The sequence below is a fragment of the Mucilaginibacter xinganensis genome, from assembly GCF_002257585.1.
GTDB lineage: Bacteria > Bacteroidota > Bacteroidia > Sphingobacteriales > Sphingobacteriaceae > Mucilaginibacter > Mucilaginibacter xinganensis.
On record NZ_CP022743.1, the window covers coordinates 4,808,551 to 4,830,273 of the forward strand.

Below are 21,723 nucleotides of genomic sequence, written 5' to 3' on the forward strand. Positions count from 1 at the left end.
TAAACCAGAAAGTTAGGCTTTTCTTTTTTTACCGCTCCACTTTTCTATCATGGTTATAATTTCACCCAGTTTCATGGGTTTGCTTAAGTAGTCATTCATGCCCGCTTTCAAACACGCTTCGCGATCCTCTGTCATTGCATTTGCTGTCATAGCAATAATAACAGGCTGATCAATAAGATGCTGGCGTATAAACCCGGTAGCCTCAAGTCCGTCCATTTCCGGCATTTGGATGTCCATCAGTATCAGATCATAGTTGTGTTTTGAAACCGCATCAAGTACCTCGTGCCCGTTTTTCGCCACGTCCGGATTGTATCCCATTTTTTGAAGAATATGTAAGATTACTTTTTGGTTTACAAAATTATCTTCAGCAATTAAAATATCCATCGGATGTCGTTCAGCCATTTCTTTTGATAGCTGGCTACTAACCGGCTGCATTTCATGGGGTGCTGTTGTAATGTCCTTTAATTGTTCAATAATATGCTTGTAAAGCGCATGGTGTTTTACAGGTTTAGTAAGTATTACATTAAATAAACCGGCATCGTTTCTAATTTGTTCGTTACCAATTGAACTTAACAAAATTAAACGCATAGCGGGTTTAACACTTCTAATCTTCTTAGCCAGTTCAACGCCATTCATACCCGGCATATTCATATCGGAAATAACAAGATCAAACGTTTTTCCTGAGTTTAAAATATTTAAAGCCTCGCCTCCCGATTCAGCAACTAAGGGGGTAAACTGCCATTGTTTGAGCTGGATTTCTAAAATGCTTCGATTGGTAGCGTTGTCATCTACAATTAAAATGGTTTTACTTTTTAGATCCTCCAAATTCAGGTTCACATAAGTACGCTCGGTTCTGTTCCCCGGACGTGCGTTGATGGTAAAACTAAATACGGTTCCTAAGCCTGTTTTACTCGTTACATTAATAGCGCCGCCCATCAGCTTAACTAATTTCTCACTTATAACAAGCCCAAGGCCGGTGCCCCCGTACTTCCGTGTAGTGCTTGAATCAATTTGTGAGAAAGCTTTAAACAATCTGCTTAATTTATCTTTGGGGATACCTATTCCGGTATCACGGATAGTAAATTCCAATACAAGTTCTTTCTCATTGCTTTTCAAGGCTTTTACGTCAATAAATATTTCGCCGCGCGTGGTAAATTTCACCGCATTACCTACCAAATTAATTAACACCTGCCCCAGCCGTAATGAATCGCTAATAATACGGGCTGGTATATTGGGTGCTATTTGGTAAACCAGGTCGAGATTTAACGCTGCCACCTTGCCCGAAAAAATATCCAGCACGCTCTCCACACATTCACGTAAATCAAAATCATGCTCCTCCAGCTCCATGTGGCCGGTCTCTATCTTGGTAAAATCCAAAATATCATTAATAACCTTTAACAGTGCATCACCGCTACTTTTTATGGTTTCTGTATAATCTTGTTGCTCAGCCGTGAGTTGCGTATTTGACAGCAAAGTCGCCATCCCAATAACCCCGTTCATTGGTGTTCTTATTTCGTGGCTCATGGTTGCCAAAAAAACACTTTTCGCTTTATTGGCATTTTCAGCTTCTTCCTTCGCAGCTTCCGCCTCTTCTTTTGCTTTCTCGGCAGCCTCCCGCGATTTGCGTTCCGAGATAGTTAACTGTGCCAGGCTTTCAGTGCGATCCTTAACCTGCTGTTCCAAAACACCTTTTTGTTTCTTAATTAATCTTACCCGGTATTTGAACAAGCCATAAATTGCCGCAATGATTAAAACTGAACCCAATATTTCAAACCACCAGGTCAGCCAAAATGGCGGCACAATAGTTATCTCTAACGGCGAAGTTATCTGCGACCATACACCATCACTATTTTTATATTTTAATTTTACATGGTAGGTGCCGGCGGGTAAATTAGTGTATGATGCCGTATTTTTACTGCCTACAAAATTCCAGTCATCATCAAAACCCTCAAGTTTATAAGCATATTGTTTCCTGTCTGTTGAAGAATAATCTAATGAAGCAAACTCAAATGAAAATACAGACTGTTTGTATGATAGTTCTAAACTGCGTGTATCTGTAATATTTTGCTTTAGAGGAGACGGATCCTTGCTGTTTTGCGCCACAGTTACGGGCTTATTAAATACCTGGAAACCGGTAATAACCAATGGGGCAAAGCCTGCTGACTTTTTAATATTTTGAGGAAAAAATACATTAAATCCGTTAACCCCGCCGAAATACAGCTTACCATCGTCAGCTTTTAACGCCGAGTGGGGTTTAAATTCATCATCCTGAATACCATCTTCAGTGTTATAATTGGTAAAAGATTTTTCGGCGGTATTGAACCTTGTTATGCCTCCATTTGTACTTATCCACAATATCCCATCTGTATCTTCTCTTATTGCATATATAATATCGCTTGGTAGGCCATCCTTTTTAGTAAAAATTGTAAACCTCCCGCTTTTGGGATTAAAAAGATCAAGTCCTGATAAAGTCCCCAACCACAATCTATTTTTGCTATCTTCAAAAATTTCAGTTACGCCGTTATTGCTGATGCTATTTCTTGTCTCGTCATGTTTAAAGTGAGTGAATGTGTCATTCTTGCGGTCTAAAAGTTCCAATCCGGCATCTGAAGTCCCTATCCATAAATTCCCTGCTTTATCTTCAAATAACGAGTAAATCCTGTCGCTGCTCGGTCCGTTTTTATTATTAATATTGTATTTATAGTGTTTGAAAATGCCGGTAGCATGATCATAAAAATCCAAACCATCATTAAACAGGCTTAACCAGGTATTCCCATCCCGGGTATGCAGCATGTAATAAACATTATTACCTCCTATTCCCTGTGGCCTGGCGGGATCTTTTTTAAAGTTTTTAAAAGTGCCGATTTTAGAATCAAAAACACTAGCGCCATCACCCCAGGTACCTATCCATATTTTGCCATCTTTATGCTGCCTTGATACTAAAACATAATTGCCGGTTATTCCATTTTTTCCAGCCGCAGGCTTCTTGTAATTTTTGAATGTGCCTGTTATAGGGTTAAATTGGTTGAGTCCACCTCCATCCGTTCCTATCCAGATATTCTTATTCCTGTCTTCAGAAATGTCAAGCACATAATTATTTGATAAGCTATGAGGCGATGAGTTATGCCTGTACAACTTAAAATTTGATGTGGATTTTTTAAATAAATTAATACCGCCAGCAAAAGCACCTACCCACATATTTCCCGATGCATCTTTGCAAATACCATAAATGGAGTTCCCTATAATACTGTTGTTATCAATCTCATCATGGAGGTACGTATTAATTTTTCCTGTTTCCCTGTTTAAAATACACAATCCGCCGTTTTCAGTCCCTATCCAAAGGTTTCCGTTTTCATCATTATTAAGGCTGTAAATGGCATTACTTGAAATGGTCCCCGGCGAGGCATCGCTGTGCAGGTAATGTTTAAAAGCATTCTTTTCCCTATCGTATACATAAAGACCATCTTCCTGGGTTCCTATCCATAAATGCTTTTGTTTATCCTCAAAAATGCAGGTAATATTTTTTGCGGCAATACCATTTAACGGATTAATTCCCAATAACTTTGAAAAGGTATTGTTCTTCCTGTTGTAAAGATTTAATCCGCCTACTGCTGTCCCCACCCACAAATTATCCTGCGAGTCAATATATATGGTACGGGCGTTATTATCGCTTATGCTTGTCGAATCATTGTCAATGTGCATGTGATGCTGGAAACCACCTTGCTTTATATTATAACGATCAAGCCCGCCGTTTTGCGTCGCCACCCATAGAATGCCATTTTTGTCAATTGCTAATCGATTAACCAGGTTGTTAGACAAACTTTTGGAGTCCTGATCATTGTGTAAATATCTTTTAAAGCGACCGCTAAGTCGATCGTACATGTTAAGCCCCCCTTGTGTCGCCAACCATATATTACCGTTATGGTCCTCAACAAGGTCGGTGATCATGTTGTTACTTATCGAGTTTGTGTCTCTTGAGTTGTTGCGGAAAGTAATGAATTTATAGCCATCGTAACGGTTAAGTCCATTCCTGGTTCCTATCCACATAAAGCCGCGGCTGTCTTGCCTGATGCAATTTACATTGATTTGCGAAAGCCCCTCGCGCGAACCCATGTGCTCAAACTTCAGGCTCTCATTTTGTGCGTAACCAATACGGGGCATTATTAAGAAAACAAAAGCCAGCAAAAAGCCTGTCACCTTCACCGGTTTGTATCGCTTGGCATTCGCATTAACTGATGGCATACACAGATGAATCAGAAGATTGATTCGTATTTATTGGTTTATACAAACCATGTGTACGATAACTTTAATTTAAAGTTCGCTTAAAATGGGGAATATTGAAAAAAAGTTGGGAACAGTCTGTAAACTGTCGACTTCCTAATATTAACGTTTACCCATCGCCTGGTAAAGCTCCGCAGTTAATAAACCGCTTCCTCCACCGTAATGCTGTACTATGAGTATTTGAGGCTTTAATGCTTTAAAAGCATCGCACAACCTTTGTTCACTTTCTTCTTCTATCCCACCTCCAAGCAAAACCAGGTTAAATTCCTGCGTACTAAATGCCAGTACGGCTTCATCATCTGTGCACACTCCTGTCGCATTCCATTCAGGATTGTTGTTTATTAACCGCACTACGGTTTGCAGGATTTCAGGATGCCTTCCTATTGTCAAAATTTGTGTCTTCATATTTTTTTTGGGGGCGGGGATCAGAATTAAGAAGGCGAAGGTTTCTGGCCTGTCGCCTTCTTAGTCTAACCTTAAAATTCCATTGGTACTTCCATCAACAAAAACTCAGTGTCAGTTTCGGCCGTGATATTGAATTTATCTGTATTCCAAATCCCGAAGCCATCGCGGGTATTTAACAGCTGGTCATTTATCTTTAGGCCACCATTTAAAACAAATACATACACGCCATTACCTTCCCCTTTTATGGTGTATTCACTACTGATACCTTTGTCAAACTTACCTAAATGAAACCAGGCATTCTGGTGGATCCAAACACCGGCATCATTAGCATCCGGGGACAGGATTTGCTGTAATTTATTATGCCTGTCTTCCAAATTCAAAGTGATCTGGTCATACCGGGGCTCAACATTTTTTTTATTGGGATAAACCCATATTTGTAAAAACTTTACACGCTGCTCTCCGTCCTTATTGTATTCGCTGTGATAAATACCCGTGCCGGCACTCATCGCCTGTATGTCGCCATTTTTTATAACAGCAACATTGTTCATGCTGTCTTTATGTTCCAGGTCTCCTTCAAGCGGAATGGAGATAATCTCCATGTTGTCGTGCGGATGTTTGCCGAAGCCCATCCCTCCGTCAACTGTATCATCATTCAATACCCGCAAAGCGCCAAAGTTCATTCGCTCAGGGTTATAGTATCCTGAAAAGCTAAATGAATGATAACTGTTAAGCCAGCCATGATTTGCATGTCCACGGGTTTCGGCTTTATGTAATACGGTATGTGCCATTGTTATTTCCTTCTGTTATTTTTTACACAACAAAGGTAAGGCGGTTGCTATTAACGAAAGATGATGTAGGTTAAGAAATGCGATAAGGTACGCAGTATATTTAAATTTGTACTTATTAAAAACAGGCTTGCATTAAGCCTGAAATACCGGCTATGGCTTCCTTAGCAACGCGCTTCTCATCCTGCTAAAAAACTCCGGCGTTACACCTATATATGATGCTATTTGTTTTTGAGGCAGATGATCAATAAGGGTGGGATAACGCTTGCAAAAAATACTGTAACGTTCCTCTGCGGTTAGGCTCATGTTATCAACTATCCGCTGCTGATTAGCCACTAATGAATTTTCTGTAAGGATGCGAAAAAAACGTTCAAACTTGGGTACTTCGTGGTATAGCTTTTCCTGGTTTATTTTTGACAGAACGATGGCTTCGGTATCTTCAAGCGCTTCTATATTAAGAATTCCGGGCTTTTGCGAGATCAGGCTATACATATCAGCCATCCACCAATCAGCGGGAGCAAAGCTTAACACGTGCTCTACACCGTTTTTATCTACTGTAAAACCGCGCAAACAGCCATTAGTTACAAAAACCGAGTTTTTACAAATTTCGCCTTCATTAAGTATAAATTGTTTGCGTTTGATATTTTTTGGGCGAAGCAGCGAAATGAATTTTTCTTTTTCTGTATCATCCAGATGAATATACTTGTCAATATTTTTAAGCAGCAGATCGAACATCGGGCGGTTTTTTTGGTAAGTTAAAGATTCAAAACAAGCGTTTAACATTGGAATATTATTTCAATACCCAATAGCCTATCCTCGTTAAGTCTTTAGCGTTTTCTGCTCATTTTGCAGCATTATCAATGCCTTTGCAGCCCTAACCTTGCGGGTATCTTCCTGCTTGGCTGAACCCACCCAATCACAATAGCCTTGTTTGTACGATTTTGAAAGTGCTTCAAAAAAAACTTTTGCCTTTTTATCCGCCACTAACAACAGCTCTAATTCCGCTGGTGTACCTTCAATATGTTCGCCTTTTTTTAGCATATTCTTTTAAATAACGGCTAAATATAAGCAGCGCCATGCTAAATCTATAAAAATGTTTCTGTCACTATAATATCAACGCCTTCATTTCATCTTTTGCTCCCTGTCCCCAATTTTTCATCAACTGTTTAAGCGTATTATAAAGGGCCATTCTATTCACCGGCTTGCCTTTTTTTGGTATGGTCATGGCTTTGGGCTCTATGGTCATATCTGTTACTTTAGTGGCAAACCAGGTTACATTATCATGCGGCAATGCCAGCCCAAGGATCATCCCGGGTAAGCCGGTAAATGATTCGGGACCACCAGAAACGGGTATTTTTTCGGCATAGAAAGCAACTACATACACAGAATCCATTACCAGTGCATTAGCGCGCCTGCAGGTAAAACCTGCAATTTCACGCGTTTCATCCGTGATTTTCCAGGTTATCTTACGAAGGGTATCTTTAACTAAATAAAGATCTTCATAAACCTTTTTTTGCGTAATACTGGTTTTATCATCCAGGTCGGTATAAGTGGTATTTGGCTGACCGGAAACCGCTTCGTCATTAAAAAAAGAATTAGGATCGGCGTCGTTTGACTCAACAGGGGTAGCCAATGTTTTGTTATCAGTAAAATTCAATATGCTTTTACTCTTCTTAAACTGGGGCTGTGTTTTTTTGTATGATTCCAGCAGGGGGGCTAAAAACGACTCATTTTCAGGCGTGATCCATTTTTTGATGGTTGCAAACATGTTTACACTCTTTTCAAATTCAATGGTGCCGTGCGTTGTAAAGTGCTCATTTTGGGCAAATAGCATGCTGCCACTCAGTAACAGCATGCCTATAATTGTGATGATTTTGGTTTTCATAGTTATTGTTTTTTTGCTGCTGTACCGCCCATGCTATTAAAGTCCCAGGTTACAGAAAACATAAAATATCTTCTTATAGTGGTATAGGTGTTTTGTTGGATAAAGTTTGCATTTACAGTCCTGTCGAATCCTTTGTTTTGATCAAGGAGATCATTGGCGGCAAGGGTAAATTTCAAATTATCTTCTTTTAAAAATGTTTTGCTTAGTGACGCATTTACGAGCGTGCGGCGGAAGTCGGTATTAAAGGTCTCTGTTTTTGCCCGGTATTGATAATCAGCATCTGAAGCAATTTGAAACTTGCCGGGAAGGTATACCGTGAATGAGCCACGTGCATTAAACCCCCGGCCGTTGTTGTTTGTATTAGGCTGCAGCGATGAACCGCTAAAGGTATAATTAGGCCCGAAAAAAACGTTAAAGTCAAATTTCTTTTGGATGTATTCGTACGCCTGTATACCCCCGGAATAGGTGTTTGATTTTGTAAAGTTGAGTTCGGAGTTTGATAAATTATACGAATTGTTGCCCGAAATGTTCCCGTTAAGCCCAATGTTAAGATCTGTATGCCCTACTTTCCTGCTCACGCTGGCGTCCAGATAAAAATTTGACGGATTTTTTGTAGCCAGGTTTACATATTGTATAATACTCTTACCTGCCGAATTGGTTGTCTGGTTGCTTACTATCGGGTTTGATGTGTAGGAATAATTACCATATACAAAGAAAGACATGCCGCTTAAAACCTTATAGGAGTTATAGTTAATGTTAAAGCTGTTTTCAAAAGCCGGTTTTAACTGCTGGTTGCCAATAATAACCAGCAATGGATCATTATTTACTGCCACCGGCTGGATCTGGTCAATCGTGGGCTGCGTAGGGCTGCCGCGATAGCTAACGCTAAAGTACTTTTGTTGCGAAGGCCGGTATTGAACCCTAACCTGGGGATTCCAGTTTACAAAGTTTCTCTTAAACTCATAGTTGGTGGCTTCATCAACCTGGTTAAAGTTAACCGCAGTTACTTTGGTACCAAAGTTTACGGTGATTTTCTTTTTTTGATAATTATAAAATGCACCTACCTGGTTTGACAATTGGTTAAGCTTAAAGTTGTTGCTCAATGAATCAACCAATACGTTGTAAACATTAGGTGCCGAAGCATTAAATGACCGCCGGTCTGATGTGCCGTTATCTATACCTACGCTGTAATTAAAAATAAATGATGATGCTTTTGACAGCGGCTCGGTATAAGTAATGTTACTGGTTAATATATTGCTTTTTGTTTTATAGGTTTTATACTGATCTATTTGTTGTGTGCTATCAAGCTTGCCTTTTTCATCAAAAAAGTGAGCATCTGATTTCAAAAAGCCCTTGGTTTCGCTTTGTTTATATGAATCACTTACAAGCGCCGAAAGCGTGCGCCCTTTCTTTTTAAACTTTTTGGTATAGAATGCGCTTGCGTTAAATATTTGCGAATTACTGTTATTGATGGTATTACTGGTATTATCGTTCAGCGCCGACCCGTCTGCCCGGGTATTTTTCGTAACATTATTCGTATTTGTTTTGCTGTTTTTTAGCGTGCCGTCAGTCATTACTTTTAAGTTTGATGAGGTATCAAGTTTTACCTGGTAGGTAGCGTCCAGCTTTTGGCGAAAGATATAGTTATCATATTTCTGATTTGCGTCTGTATTTATGGTTCCGGTTGGTAAGTTATTTTGCGATAATGTGTTGCTTGTCCCGGTAACCTCTAAGGACCCGATTTTATAATTGGCGTTAATTGACTCCTTGTCCTTATTAAATTTGTTATCGTAATGCAGCCCGCCCGTGCGCGCTACAGGGAGTCCCCGTTGATTATACTGGCCATTCCAGCCATCATCAAATCCATCGCCGTCACCGCCGCCGGTAAACATCAAGCCGCCATCGTCACTAACCTCTAAACTACTCCCGCCGTACTTTTGGCTGTCCTGCCAACCTAACCCGGTTTTACCCGTGTTAGAAACTATGGCATAGGCCGAAAATTTTTCTTTAGCCTTGAATTTATTGAACAATGCCTGCCCCGAATAGAAGCCATTGGTGCCAATACCACCATCTAACTTACCGAAATAGCCATTTTTCTTATCGGCCTTGAGCTGTATGTTGAGGGTTTTTGATTTTTTACCGTCGTCAATGCCTGTAAAAGTTGCCTGATCACTGGTTTTATCGTAAAGCTGCACCTTGTCAACCATGTCGGCACGCAAATTCTTGGTAACCAGGGTAGGGTCATCCCCAAAAAACTCCTCACCATCAACCAGCACTTTAGTAACCGTTTGGCCCTGGGCTGTAATTTTGCCGTCCTTATCTACCTGGATCCCCGGGAACTGCTTTAACAGGTCTTCAACCTTGGCATTAGGTTGTATCTTAAACGCCTTGGCATCAAACTCCGTGGTGTCGCCTTTCATCTTCATAGCAGCACGGCTGCTTTTTACAATAACATCAGCCAAAAGCTTAGCCTTCAGGATCATACTTACACGCCCGAAATCACGCGTGCTTTTTGCAGAATCAAGGGTAAAACGTTCCACATAATCAGCATAACCGGGATAGGTTACCAGCAGTATGAGTTTACCCTTTTTTAAATTGGGAAGTGTAAAGGCACCCGATGCATTTGCCCTTGTAAAACTAACCAGGGTAGAATCTTTAGCATTTAATACGCTTATGGAGGTGTTTGCCAGCTTAGCGTTCGAAGCAGTGTCAATTACCGAGCCTTTTACCGAATAAAGGTTTTGCGCCGACGAGGAAAAGGTTAACAGTAAGCTGGAAACAAAAAGTAAAATTGTGAATTTCATATGTTAGGTTTATTGAAAACTAAAGTATAACTAAAAATTTAGTAATCAAAAACATTAACATTAATTAACAATTCTTATTGCATTGCCAATGCAATTAAATTGCAATTAGCTTAATTACAGGTATTTAATTTATTTAACAAGCAGTTTAGTGAATGCCACGCTATCACCATTAAAGGCGTTAAAATCTGTTACATGATTAATTCCGCTTACTTTTGCCTTGTCACTGTGCTGCCAAAAGCTCCATTTTGTTGTGCTGCCCGCATTTAATTGCGGCTGATAGTAATGGGCTATCCATAAATTATAGTCGTCAAAATAACCTTCCAGGTTATCCTGGTAAAACTTTAGTCCCGAGTATATTATTGGTTTAATTTTAGTTTTAGCCTCTACATATTTTAAAAATGCATTCAGTTCCGCGCGCATTTTTTCAGGGGCAACGCCATTTAATTCTTCAACATCAACGGCCATAGGCAAATCGCCCTTTTCTGTTTTTACGTTTTGCAAAAAAAACACCGCTTGCCATTTGCCGCTTGCTTTTGGCCTGAAGTAATGGTAGGCACCGCAAATTATCCCTGCTTTAGGGCCTTCGCGCCAGTTACGCTGAAAATACGGATCAACAATAACCACACCTTCGGTAGCTTTTATAAACGCAAAGCTAATGTGTACCTCATCTTCCGTCATGTTCTTCACCTTATGCCAGTCAATCCTGCCCTGGTACGATGAAACATCAATACCATGGATAGCATATTTATCAGGAATTCGGATGTTAAAGCTTTTAAAAGTGCGGTAATGCGGATCGCTGCCCATATCCCTGATCCAGCGCCAGGTTGAGGTAAAGCATTTTATTACATAGCCATAGTAAAATGGCGAAAGCAACACCAGTAAAAATCCGGCCAAAGCTATTTTCCACTTTACCGAAAAGCTGTTCTGTTTTTTCTTGTTGGCCGGGGTTCTTTTTTTTGCAGGGATAACTTTGCTTACAGGCGTTTTTTTTGAAGGGGTAGTTTTTTTAACCGGCGTACTCACAATTGCAAAAATACGAAAAAGGGAGAATGAGTTTAAGGATAATAAAAAGGCTTATATTTATTTAACTTTTTATATGATTAAGCAATTCGGTTACGTAATTCTTACTATGCCAAATGCATAACCGCATACAAAGCCGATACCGATATGGCTATCCACAGTATAGTTCCCTGTAAAAATGGTTTGAAGCCTACCGCCGATAACACTTTTCTTGAAAGCCCTGCTCCAATTAAAAACAATGTCAGCGTTAAACCCGCTTTGGAAATAATGAGCAAATAAGGGCTCACAATTGAAATGGCCGGAATATAGGTATTGGCTATCATCGCCATAACAAACAGGCCGATGAAATATGGTACGCTAACCGTTTTTGATTGATTTTTAAACAGGAAGGCCGACATAAAAGTTACCGGAATAATCCATAGCGCGCGGGCCAGTTTTACCGTTGTTGCAACTTCAAGTGCATGCGGGCCATATTTACTTGCCGCACCTACGACCGAACTTGTGTCATGTATGGCGATGGCACACCATAAGCCAAACTGTGTTTGCGATAAATTGAGGTGATGTCCGATTACCGGAAATAAAAACAGGGCGATAGCATTCAATACAAACACGCAGCCCAGGGCTACCGAGATCTGTTTTTCTTCTGCCTTAATAACGGGAGATATAGCAGCTATGGCGCTCCCCCCGCAAATCGCCGTGCCGCCTGAGATCAGGAAAGAGGTTTTCTTTTCAATATTAAGAAATTTGCCCATAAAATAACCAAAAACTAAAGTCCCGCTTATGGATGCTATAGTAAATAAAACACCCTCCTTACCTGCTTGCAGCGCACTGTGCATATTCATGCCGAAACCCAGGCCAACTACGGAAACTTGTAACAACAAATGCGTAGCCCTATGGTTTAAGTGCAGGTAAGGGTGGCCGATAAGTTGTGCAATAGCCAGGCCCATTATTAAAGCAATCGCAGGGCTCGCAAAAGGTGTAAAACAAAAGGCAGTACAAGCAATAAATATTATCTTTTTTGTGTTATCATTAATATTGATAAATGAAGTGTGGTTAGTGAAATGATGTGAAGACTGCATAACTATATCTTATTTTGTTAAGCAAATATCCAGGCTTTTCAAATCGGATTTATATTACAAAATACAATCCTAAATAACTTAAAGTTATACCTTAAGTTGCCATGTGTAATTTCGTTACTCCATTTCTGTTTTGCTTATGACACAATTGGGCAATCAGGATTCAGGGAAAATAATTTTGAATGTTAGTTTATAAACCCGATATTTAAAAACGCAAACCAAAAACCTTCTGAAAAAAACACTATCCATATTGTTCCTTAGTATTTACCTGCTAAATTTATGCGGACAGTTAGCGGTTTATCAATATTTAAACCTGAAAGCAGATAGCTTTTTTAATGTCCAGATAAAAGATGGCCTTTATAATGTTAACGACCTTACCGAAATAAAGATCCCCGCAAGTATGCCCGGTGTAAGCGAATGGGCCACTTATGAAAAGGTAAGTGGAAGTATCCGGTTTGCAGATGAGTCGTACAATTATGTTGAAATGCGGGTAACAAGGAACGCTATCTATCTAAAATGCGTCCCCAACTACGATACTACGCTGTTATCAAATCAAAACGTAATTCACGCCGAAAATATCGATGGGGTAAAAATCCCAAAAAAGGAACATGTTCCATATGGCAAAAGCACAGTAGTTGACAATTTGAGTTTTGCATTCACCAAGTTTGAATTTAATTCGCCTTATAAAAATTCTGCAATTAAAATCATACAACCTGTGTTGCAAATAATTTGTCATAGTCTCGACATCCCGGAGCAACCACCCAGGTCTAACTGCTAACACCTCATTATTATCAAAATTAAGGCACAACACGCTTTGCGGTGTTAAATACTGCGCACAATAAAGCTGGCAGTAGGTCTTCTTTCCAGATAAATATAGTGAGGGAGGCCTGCGCAATTGCTAATCACCTGCCCCTGTTTAAAGATATCGATTAAGGGGTGCCGGTTATGCATTAAACAAATGGCCGTTCTGGCTATTAAAAACAATTTTAAAAAATCAAGGAGTTTATTACGTCAATAAATTATTTATGACAACTAAAAGAAAAATTGCAGGAGCAGTTATTTTATTGCTTTTGATCATCATAGTTACGGCTTATAGCCGAACCTCGTCCAGGGGAAAAATGCCGGGGATTCTTAAAGAGTTGCGGAACAGAAATTACACCATGGAAAACCCTTTCAGCCCCGAAGTAAAAATGGCACGTGCCGACTCAATGTTAAAGTTGCCGGGTAACGAAAACAATGTTAACCTGATGGCAGTAAGAGCTTCACTGAGCATTAAAGTAGGGAAAGAAAACCAGGCTGTAGAACTTTACGAGGATCTGGTAAATAAAATGGATTTTATGAGCATCGGCGGATTGATGCCCAATATTGGGATTGCATATATGAGACTGGGCGAACGCACCAATTGTATGCTCAATCATAACGGCTCGTCATGCATTTTTCCCATAAAGGATGGCGGCGTCCACGTTATAAAAACGGGTTCAGCAAAGGCGATAGAAACGTATCAAACCATTTTAAGAAGCCACCCGGACGACCTTGAATCGATGTGGCTGCTCAACATTGCCTATATGACTTTGGGCGGCTACCCCAAAAATGTGCCAAAGGAGTTTTTGATTCCCGGCCTGGATGCCGACACCGCGTTTAAAATTAAACCGTTCACTGACATGGCTGCCAGCCTGGGCCTGAATGTTAATGGCAGAGCAGGCGGTGTTATTGTTGATGATTTTAACAATGATGGATATCTGGATATTGTAACCTCGGGATGGGATTTGGACGACCCTTTGCATTACTTTCAGAATAACAAGAATGGAACTTTTACTGATATTACGGAACAAAGCGGGCTAAAGGGGATAAACGGCGGTTTAAATATTCAACAAACCGACTACAACAATGACGGCTATAAAGATATTTTTGTTTTAAGAGGTGCCTGGAATGCACAGGGTTTTGGTAACCAGCCAAGCTCGTTATTGCGCAACAATGGCGATGGTACATTTACAGATGTTACCATACCCAGCGGGCTGTTCTTTTTACACCCTACCCAGGCCGCCGTGTGGGCCGATTTTAATAATGACGGATGGGTTGATGTGTTTATTGGTGCGGAAAACCCCACCACATACGATGCCGGCGGGACACATAAATGTATGCTGTATATCAATAACCACGACGGTACTTTTACTGATAAAGCAGGCCAGGCGCACTGCGATGTGATGGCATTTGTGAAAGGCGCAACGTCAGCCGATTTTGATCATGACGGATGGCCCGATGTATTCCTGTCATCGATGGATGGAACTAAGTATCTTTTGAGAAACAGGGGACTAAAAAACGGCGAGGTTGATTTTGAGGATGTTACTCAAAGAGCAGGATTAAGCACAAATACAGCAAGCACATTCACAACCTGGTTTTTTGACTATAATAATGATGGATGGAGTGACATTATCGTATGCGACTATGGCAATATGGGCAAAAGCCTTGGCTATTTTTCTGCTGCTGAAGCCCTTGGAAAACCGGTGGCCAATGCCGGTAATGTTTATTTATACCAAAACAACCACAACGGCACGTTCACCAATGTAACCAAAGAAACCGGGCTTAATAAAGTAGTATTCAGTATGGGCGCTAATTTTGGTGATATTGATAATGACGGCTATATGGATATGTATTTCGGCACCGGAAATCCTGATTTTAAATCACTCGTGCCCAATAAAATGTTCAGGAACATTGATGGAAAGAGGTTTGCCGACGTTACCGTCTCTTCACGCATGGGGAACCTGCAAAAAGGACATGGCGTTGCCTTTGCCGATATCAGGAATACCGGCATACAGGATATTTACGCGGAAATAGGGGGCGCATTTAAGGGTGATTCATATACCAGCTCATTATATGTTAACCCGGGCCAAAACAATAATAACTGGATAAGCTTAAGGCTGGAAGGAGTAAAAGCCAATAAAGCCGCAATTGGCAGCCATATCAGGATAACCTTTACAGAAAATGGAGTAAAACGAAGCGTTTATAAGGACGTTAACTCAGGAGGCAGTTTCGGATCATCACCGTTGCAGCAGGAAATAGGGATTGGAAAAGCAAAATTTATTGATGAGATTGAGATAAACTGGGCGGGCAGCCATACCATACAACATTTTAAAAATATTGCCCCCAACCAGTTTTTGCACATTACCGAAGGTAATAACATTGCCGAAATTGTTCATTTAAAACGGCTGGTATTTAAAAGTTCGCCCAATTCGCCCGTTTGTATGCCCATGGTTACCAAAGTAAACTAAGCTATTGTTTGTACCAGGATACCAAGCCATGTAATATCTTTATGATTTCCATTTGGTTTAAAAGAACACTATATTTATCATATCAATAACCTTTAATTTATAAAGAATGAAAAAACTTCTGTTAATATGCTGCTTGTTTATTGGATTAACAACTGCAAGTAATGCACAAGGCCCTAAGATAGTTACCGACCCGGTTGAAAAAGCCAAAGGATTGCAAAAGCAGCTGAACCTTTCGGACAAGCAAACTGAAAAAGTTAGCGCCATTTATAAGGAATCTGTAGAGAAATTTGACAAAATCAAGGTTAAAGAACACGGCAACACCAATAAAATGCTGGCCGACGTTGCTCCCTTACGTGTTGCAACTATCAAAAAAATTAAAGAAGTTTTAACTCCTGCCCAAGCTGTTAAATATGATAAATTAATAAAAGAATCAAAAAGTTCAAGCCTGAATGGTGGCTGGAGTGACGGTTGGAGCTCTGCCGCAAACTAACAGTAACAGCATAAAACACAAAAAGCGGCTCCTCGCCGCTTTTTGTGTTTAGAAGGATATCACCGTTTATTCAAGAACCCCGAATTTTCCTGATTGAAACTCCTGGAAAGCTACCTGTAATTCTTGCTGGGTATTCATTACAAACGGGCCATATTGAGCAATCGGCTCATTGATCGGTTCACCGCTTAATAACAGTATGATGCTGTCTTCATCAGCGGTTATATTTATTTCTTCGCCTTCGTTTTTAAACAGGATAAAATCGTGTTCCGCTGCCTGTTCGCCATTAGCGGTTACCATGCCTTCAATTACCAGCAATATAGTGTTATGGCTAACCGGAATATCAGCAGTTAAATTACCTCCTTTGTTTAACCTGATATCAAACAGGTTAACCGGGGTAAAAGTAGTTGCCGGCCCTTGAAAACCATTAAAGTTTCCTGCTATTATATTCACAACACCACCATCACCAGGCAAAACAACCTTTCCCATTTGGTCGGCGGTTATAGGCTGATACGCCGGTGCGGTTAATTTATCTTTTGCAGGCAGGTTTACCCAAAGCTGCACCATTTCAAACGGACCACCTTTTTTGGAGAATGACTCTTCATGATATTCTTTGTGCAGAATGCCTGCGCCGGCTGTCATCCATTGCACATCGCCCGGGTTAATTACACCGCTGTTACCCGTGCTGTCATGGTGGGCAACGCTTCCTTTGTAAGCAATGGTAACTGTTTCAAACCCCTTGTGCGGATGCACATCAACCCCGCGGATATGATCTGAAGGACCAAAATCATATGCAGCATTAAAATCAAGCATTAAAAAAGGGCTTACCCGTTTTTGTGTAAGTTCCGCATTAGGAAAATAGTTAAACACCCTGAAACCATCTCCAACCATGCCCGGGCGTGCCGGACGGCTGTATATTTTCTCAATTAACTTTTGCATTTAGTCTCCTTAATAATTTATATACAAAGATACCTAATGCAGTAATGTTAATGCTTAATGTACATTAAGAATTGCTGGTTACAGATTAATTCTACAACTGACATAACCCGCTTTTAACATGCTGGTTAATGTTTTTTTAATTGCAGCTGACTAAAACAATTATCACCTGAGGTACAAAGCTGCATTGGCTGGTTAATACCCCAGGGCGTTGTTAACGTTGCAGGGTTCCATTTTCCCGTTATATACATAGCCACCCAGGTGCTGCAGTTTACCGGGTTATAATTATTAAGCCAATATCGCACAGGGCAGCCCGCCACGCCGTCGTACGCGCCATCGTCACCCGCAGCAAGATGGTGATGATGCACATGAGTGGTGTGGCAAAGCTCATGGGCAACCGTAAAGGTTATAATTCGCGAAAGGTTTTGAGTGTAATACTGGCTAACCAGGTCAGACGCATGCATTGGGTCAATATTGACATTAAATTCGGTGTTCGCCGCTCTTAAATACCCATTTTTCCGGATCACGTTCGGGTCATTAGTGTTACCGTTGGCCGGTAAATATTCATCAGGTTTATAGGAAGTCTTCACTACGTTATCTGTCCATATTACAACGTTTTGGGTATCTTCGGGATATATTCCGCCAGACCGTGTATCGGCTGCGGACGCGCCATTTACGGGCACTGTGGACGCAACAGTTTTATCTCCGGCGGGCCTTACCACACTATTGGTTATTATTACTATTCCGCGGGTGTAAGTGTGGAGCGGTGTATTATAATTCACCCATCTGCCATAAGTTACCCCTGATGGCTCACCCGGTTCACGCTGGCCATACCGTGAATTGCTGAGGTGATATACTTTAACACCAGACGCCCTGCTATAACCCAGCGCCCCCATTTTTATAGCGCTTTTATACTGTTGGTCTGCCGCATTCATATTCGCCAGCCCCAGGGTTATCAATTCCTTTACCTGAGGAGAGAACCGCTTGTAAACCGGGTTGTAGCTATCATCTTCGGTTAAAAACCCTCGATATTCGTCAATAAGCGAAATATTGTCACCATTATGATGGTTATCCGGTTTAACGTCTTCATCCCAGTCGAGTCCGTACCCTTTGTGTAAAATATTTTCACTTTTTTCCCATGCATCTGCAATTTTGTTTTCATCACGGTCAAATGGTATGGTAATAAATGTTTCGCCTTTATCGTAATATGGGCTGGCGGTAAGCTCAGTTCCGTCATCAAGCGTTACTTTGGCGGTAAGCTTACCCCAGGCGCCGTAGTCCATACTCGTTATCTGAACAATGGCCAGGCTCCCATTATTGATAACCGAGGTTGCTACGCTATCTGTACATCGGCCAGGGTCAAATGTACCTGCCGAAAAATATTTTGTGCTGTCACATATTTTCAAATCTGCGGTTTCGTTACCGGCATAAACCGGGTAATTGCTGTTAAAGCCTTTGTAATGGGTTATGTCCTTTAATTCATAACGTACGGTAAAATTGCCCGGATAAAGTTTATCAGGGTTATTTTTATCGTGTACCGTTACATAGAATTTCGAGCTGTCGTCACCCTTTGCGTCATCGCTGCCATCAACTTTGGGACCTTTTGGCAGCCATGTTTCGTATTTGCTGGCGGGCATAGGTTCTAACACTGCCTCATACTGTTGTTCCGGTCCTCCAATATCTGCTGTAAGGTTCTCCGTTATATTGGCATTATTTTCACGGATATACTCAGTTTTAGAATATTGAATTTTAAATCCATAAGTCGTTTTAGTTACCTTAAGGTAGGCGTTGTCGAGGGTCCCTGACGTTTGGGTGGGGGCACCCGCTATCTTTGCAAAATGCGGATCAGTTGAAGCCCTCATGCCTATGTTTTCAGTATCGTCATTTTCAGCGTGGTTGCCTTTCTCGTCGTGGCTGGAAGTGTGAATTTTTATCGAAGCCCCCAACCCTACTGTGGATAATACCTGAACAGGGTCGTATATAAATGAAAACGACATCCTGGTTACAGACGGGTTTGTGGTTGTAATTGTAGTTCCGCCTTTTCCAGTATATCCGCTGTTTTCGCTGGCTGTACCGCTAAGCGAATTATCATTGACGGACATTGACGAAAATGACATCTGCCTTGCAATATCGGTGTTCTTGATCGCCTGGGCGGTTTTAAGGTATTTCTTATTCTTATTGATCCCGTTGGCCATTTCGTCTATTTCATCCGTATTGGCGCCTACGGGGTTCATACTGCATTGCACTATGGTGCGCCCGTTTGCCTCGTACATCATGGGCGCCTTAGATGATTTTCCGGCGCATATGTAAAACGATGAGCCTGATGGGCCACCTCCATTGCTATGTGCCTCTGCTACCTTCTTTGAATAATAAAAACTAACCGTAGTATAAGTAGTGTCGTAATGATGCTGTATTAACAACTGGTCGCCGTTGGGTAACGCCTTTGCTTGTTGCTGCATTATTGCTTTCATCAGCGAATCGCGAAACTTCATCATCCGGGCAGGCGTCATGGTCATCATCTTCCTGGCCATTTCCTCCGCCTGGGCCTTGGTGGGCGTCTGGGCATATAAAGGCAGAACGAACCACATGGCTATAATAGTTAGTACAGGCAATAACTGTTTTTTCATATTAGTACAATTTGTCATGCTTAATTACTTGCTATGCTCACCATGTATCAGGATAAATGTTTTTAATATTTATTGAAGACATTGATTTTGGGCCGCTGGCAGGCCAGGCTCGCCCCGGCCCGCTTTGCGACACCATCCCTAACAATTATCTTTCAATCAAATCACTCAACTTTTGCCAGTCAATCATTTTGATAGCTTCATCGATATCGGCCGAATCACCTTTAAATTGCACGGCGATATTTTGCACTACCAGTCTGCCAATTTTTGTTCGGTTAAAAGCAAGTTCGTAGCGGGTGTCTGTCAATCCATCATTAGTATTTTCCGTGCTTTTGGCTACAACCGGCTTCCCTAAAAACACAAGGGCGGTATCATAATAATCGCCGTGGAGGCTTACACTGCCACCATCCATAATAGGACACCCGGCGGAACGGATCCCCTTTAAAGCAAGGGTTGTCGGCACCGGTATGGATAGGGCAACAGGCGGCGTTTTAGCGCAATACGACAAAGCCATCGAACTATGGGTACCTGTGATATAAAGGTTCGCTACAATAAAAATTTTCAGCTTGGTTCTATTAATTGATTTAAGCGCAGCTGCCACCTGCTGTGCATTGGTATAGTCTTTTATACCACTAACAGCAGCACCCATCAATCCCCCGCTTTCTGCTTCGGGCATGGTGAATTCCACCTGCCAGTCTAATGCGTAAGGGTCTCCTAATCCAACTGTTTTCAAAATATCGCCGGTGCAATCATGCCAGCTAACAGGATCCCGGCACCAATATTTCATGGCGTCAAATGTTGTATCTTCCTTGCCTGTTGTCCAGTCGCGGAAAGTATGTGGCAAAGCATAAAAAAGCGCGTTATGCAGTTTATTTAAAAATGCTGTTTCTTCGGGCCTTTGCTTCCTGAATGCCGAACTTTTGTCTTGTGCCTGCACACTTACAGTAATTAATAACCCTGTCAGCAGCAGGATAGATAGCGTTGTTCTTTTCATGCCGGTATATTAATATGCTTTTCTTATTTTAAAAACGCCGTAAACCGTACCCCTGTTAAAGATTTTGTCATGCCCGGTTTTGTTATTCCATACAGTTGAGCTGATGGTGCCTGTAATAAAGTCGCCATCCATGCTGGTAATGGTAAGGGTGCCGCCGCAATGCAATTTTTGAAGGCTTTGATTTCCCTGCATTGAACATGCGCAAACCTTTACGCCCGGCCGTATATCAGGGGTAAAATATATCGCATTTGAATTACCGTTAAAAGGATGCACCCCTTTAGTCAACCCGCCGGTATAAGTTATCATCATTACACCGCTGCCGGCAGCCGTGTGGCTGCCCGGGCCCATATCGCGCCCAAGCCCTATAAACTTTATCACGGTTACGTTATTTGCAGGGTCGAAAATAGCATTTGCATTACTTGTAAGGCTCACCAGGTTTACATCACTGGATTGTAAGGCCGCATCAACCTGGCTTTTTTTGGCCAGCAGCCTTGCCCGGTCAGCAGCCGGGATCCGGGCCAGTATAGCAGGGTCGATGGCTGCAACAGTTGATGGATTTGTAGCAGATGCTTTAGCGCCGGTGGTTTTTTGACTGTAGCGGGCATCGTTAATGCCTGATGCAGGTACGTTAAAGGCAAATATGTTATCCCCTGTTTCAAAATACAAAGTTTTCAACAGCACCACTTTGGGCAGGTCGTGCCCGGTGGGTATCAGTTCTACCGATATGACCATGGTATTATCCGGTGGAGTTTGTGATGGAGCAGTATATCGGACTAAATATTCATCAACTATGTCCAATGAACCGCCACCCTGCAAAATCTTCCAGTTTTGAGCGTGGTATGATACAGGTATACCGGCACTGGCAAGCGTATGTGCCGCATCAGACATGTGCACCGGGTGACCGTCTGTAATAAAATCTCCATCGCTATTTGTAGCAGGCGGGATATATACATCTATGTTTATCTGCGTTTGTTCGCTGGCCGAAAGAACACTTTTTTCTGCGTTAAGCGATAAGCGGCCGCCACGCATGGCCCTCGCCAGATCATCGTCTGAAGCGCGCCCGTTCTGTGCAAACAGCTTTGCGGATAACAGGATAAATGCCGTTATACTCAAATATCTTTTCATTATATAAATATTAAGTTTTCAATAAACTTCTA

16 protein-coding genes are annotated in these 21,723 nt (G+C 41.4%); 3 read left to right on the forward strand and 13 right to left on the reverse strand.

The features are described 5' to 3' along the window. Positions 1-12: 12 nt before the first annotated feature. The 9 genes from MuYL_RS20950 to MuYL_RS20990 form a co-directional block, all read right to left on the reverse strand. Entirely contained in the window at positions 13-4,242 is a 4,230-nt protein-coding gene (locus tag MuYL_RS20950; protein WP_094572405.1) for a hybrid sensor histidine kinase/response regulator, read from the reverse strand. 141 nt (positions 4,243-4,383) lie between these two features. Beyond that, positions 4,384-4,686 carry a ComEC/Rec2 family competence protein gene (locus MuYL_RS20955; protein WP_094572406.1) on the reverse strand — a complete coding sequence of 101 codons (303 nt, stop codon included), beginning with the start codon at positions 4,684-4,686 and terminating at the stop codon, positions 4,384-4,386. Positions 4,687-4,757: 71 nt separating this feature from the next. Further along, positions 4,758-5,474, reverse strand: coding sequence for a pirin family protein (locus MuYL_RS20960; RefSeq protein WP_094572407.1), 717 nt, complete (start codon positions 5,472-5,474; stop codon positions 4,758-4,760). Between the two features lie 150 nt (positions 5,475-5,624). After that, positions 5,625-6,206 (reverse strand): Crp/Fnr family transcriptional regulator, encoded by a 582-nt coding sequence (locus MuYL_RS20965; RefSeq protein WP_094573052.1) that lies wholly within the window; start codon positions 6,204-6,206, stop codon positions 5,625-5,627. A gap of 84 nt (positions 6,207-6,290) precedes the next feature. Continuing rightward, positions 6,291-6,512: a YdeI/OmpD-associated family protein gene (locus MuYL_RS20970; protein ID WP_094572408.1), complete on the reverse strand. Its 222-nt coding sequence runs from the start codon at positions 6,510-6,512 to the stop codon at positions 6,291-6,293. Between the two features lie 64 nt (positions 6,513-6,576). Further along, the gene (locus MuYL_RS20975) at positions 6,577-7,356 is read right to left on the reverse strand and encodes a GLPGLI family protein (protein WP_094572409.1); all 780 of its coding nucleotides are present in this window, start codon (positions 7,354-7,356) and stop codon (positions 6,577-6,579) included. A 2-nt stretch (positions 7,357-7,358) separates the two neighbouring features. Continuing rightward, a complete protein-coding gene (locus MuYL_RS20980; protein WP_094572410.1) occupies positions 7,359-10,160 on the reverse strand; it encodes an outer membrane beta-barrel family protein in 2,802 nt (933 codons plus the stop codon). 129 nt (positions 10,161-10,289) lie between these two features. Beyond that, positions 10,290-11,183 (reverse strand): glycoside hydrolase family 25 protein, encoded by an 894-nt coding sequence (locus MuYL_RS20985; protein ID WP_245845665.1) that lies wholly within the window; start codon positions 11,181-11,183, stop codon positions 10,290-10,292. A gap of 104 nt (positions 11,184-11,287) precedes the next feature. After that, the gene (locus MuYL_RS20990; protein ID WP_094572412.1) at positions 11,288-12,259 is read right to left on the reverse strand and encodes a YeiH family protein; all 972 of its coding nucleotides are present in this window, start codon (positions 12,257-12,259) and stop codon (positions 11,288-11,290) included. Positions 12,260-12,506: 247 nt separating this feature from the next. On the opposite strand from MuYL_RS20990, the gene MuYL_RS20995 reads away from it, so the two are divergent. The 3 genes from MuYL_RS20995 to MuYL_RS21005 all read left to right on the forward strand — a co-directional run bounded on the left by MuYL_RS20995 (position 12,507) and on the right by MuYL_RS21005 (position 16,015). Further along, positions 12,507-13,034, forward strand: coding sequence for a hypothetical protein (locus MuYL_RS20995; RefSeq protein WP_094572413.1), 528 nt, complete (start codon positions 12,507-12,509; stop codon positions 13,032-13,034). 247 nt (positions 13,035-13,281) lie between these two features. Continuing rightward, positions 13,282-15,525 (forward strand): CRTAC1 family protein, encoded by a 2,244-nt coding sequence (locus MuYL_RS21000; RefSeq protein ID WP_094572414.1) that lies wholly within the window; start codon positions 13,282-13,284, stop codon positions 15,523-15,525. 106 nt (positions 15,526-15,631) lie between these two features. Beyond that, entirely contained in the window at positions 15,632-16,015 is a 384-nt protein-coding gene (locus tag MuYL_RS21005; RefSeq protein ID WP_094572415.1) for a hypothetical protein, read from the forward strand. Between the two features lie 66 nt (positions 16,016-16,081). On the opposite strand, the gene MuYL_RS21010 is transcribed toward MuYL_RS21005, so the two are convergent. From MuYL_RS21010 to MuYL_RS21025, 4 genes are all read right to left on the reverse strand, one after another. Next, positions 16,082-16,951, reverse strand: a complete 870-nt coding sequence (locus tag MuYL_RS21010; protein WP_094572416.1) for a pirin family protein — start codon at positions 16,949-16,951, stop codon at positions 16,082-16,084. 125 nt (positions 16,952-17,076) lie between these two features. Further along, positions 17,077-19,575 (reverse strand): DUF2059 domain-containing protein, encoded by a 2,499-nt coding sequence (locus MuYL_RS21015; RefSeq protein ID WP_094572417.1) that lies wholly within the window; start codon positions 19,573-19,575, stop codon positions 17,077-17,079. Between the two features lie 145 nt (positions 19,576-19,720). Beyond that, the gene (locus MuYL_RS21020) at positions 19,721-20,566 is read right to left on the reverse strand and encodes a hypothetical protein (RefSeq protein ID WP_094572418.1); all 846 of its coding nucleotides are present in this window, start codon (positions 20,564-20,566) and stop codon (positions 19,721-19,723) included. A gap of 9 nt (positions 20,567-20,575) precedes the next feature. Further along, positions 20,576-21,691, reverse strand: a complete 1,116-nt coding sequence (locus tag MuYL_RS21025) for a hypothetical protein (RefSeq protein WP_094572419.1) — start codon at positions 21,689-21,691, stop codon at positions 20,576-20,578. Between the last annotated feature and the right edge of the window lie 32 nt (positions 21,692-21,723).

Excerpts from the sequence above, each read along its gene's own strand:
- MuYL_RS20980 (WP_094572410.1), bottom strand. The coding sequence starts at position 10,160 with ATGAAATTCACAATTTTACTTTTTGTTTCCAGCTTACTGTTAACCTTT.
- MuYL_RS20960 (WP_094572407.1), bottom strand. The coding sequence starts at position 5,474 with ATGGCACATACCGTATTACATAAAGCCGAAACCCGTGGACATGCAAAT.
- MuYL_RS21010 (WP_094572416.1), bottom strand. The coding sequence starts at position 16,951 with ATGCAAAAGTTAATTGAGAAAATATACAGCCGTCCGGCACGCCCGGGC.
- MuYL_RS20990 (WP_094572412.1), bottom strand. The coding sequence starts at position 12,259 with ATGCAGTCTTCACATCATTTCACTAACCACACTTCATTTATCAATATT.
- MuYL_RS20970 (WP_094572408.1), bottom strand. The coding sequence starts at position 6,512 with ATGCTAAAAAAAGGCGAACATATTGAAGGTACACCAGCGGAATTAGAG.
- MuYL_RS21000 (WP_094572414.1), top strand. The coding sequence starts at position 13,282 with ATGACAACTAAAAGAAAAATTGCAGGAGCAGTTATTTTATTGCTTTTG.
- MuYL_RS20955 (WP_094572406.1), bottom strand. The coding sequence starts at position 4,686 with ATGAAGACACAAATTTTGACAATAGGAAGGCATCCTGAAATCCTGCAA.
- MuYL_RS20965 (WP_094573052.1), bottom strand. The coding sequence starts at position 6,206 with ATGTTCGATCTGCTGCTTAAAAATATTGACAAGTATATTCATCTGGAT.
- MuYL_RS21020 (WP_094572418.1), bottom strand. The coding sequence starts at position 20,566 with ATGAAAAGAACAACGCTATCTATCCTGCTGCTGACAGGGTTATTAATT.
- MuYL_RS21025 (WP_094572419.1), bottom strand. The coding sequence starts at position 21,691 with ATGAAAAGATATTTGAGTATAACGGCATTTATCCTGTTATCCGCAAAG.
- MuYL_RS21005 (WP_094572415.1), top strand. The coding sequence starts at position 15,632 with ATGAAAAAACTTCTGTTAATATGCTGCTTGTTTATTGGATTAACAACT.
- MuYL_RS21015 (WP_094572417.1), bottom strand. The coding sequence starts at position 19,575 with ATGAAAAAACAGTTATTGCCTGTACTAACTATTATAGCCATGTGGTTC.
- MuYL_RS20975 (WP_094572409.1), bottom strand. The coding sequence starts at position 7,356 with ATGAAAACCAAAATCATCACAATTATAGGCATGCTGTTACTGAGTGGC.
- MuYL_RS20950 (WP_094572405.1), bottom strand. The coding sequence starts at position 4,242 with ATGCCATCAGTTAATGCGAATGCCAAGCGATACAAACCGGTGAAGGTG.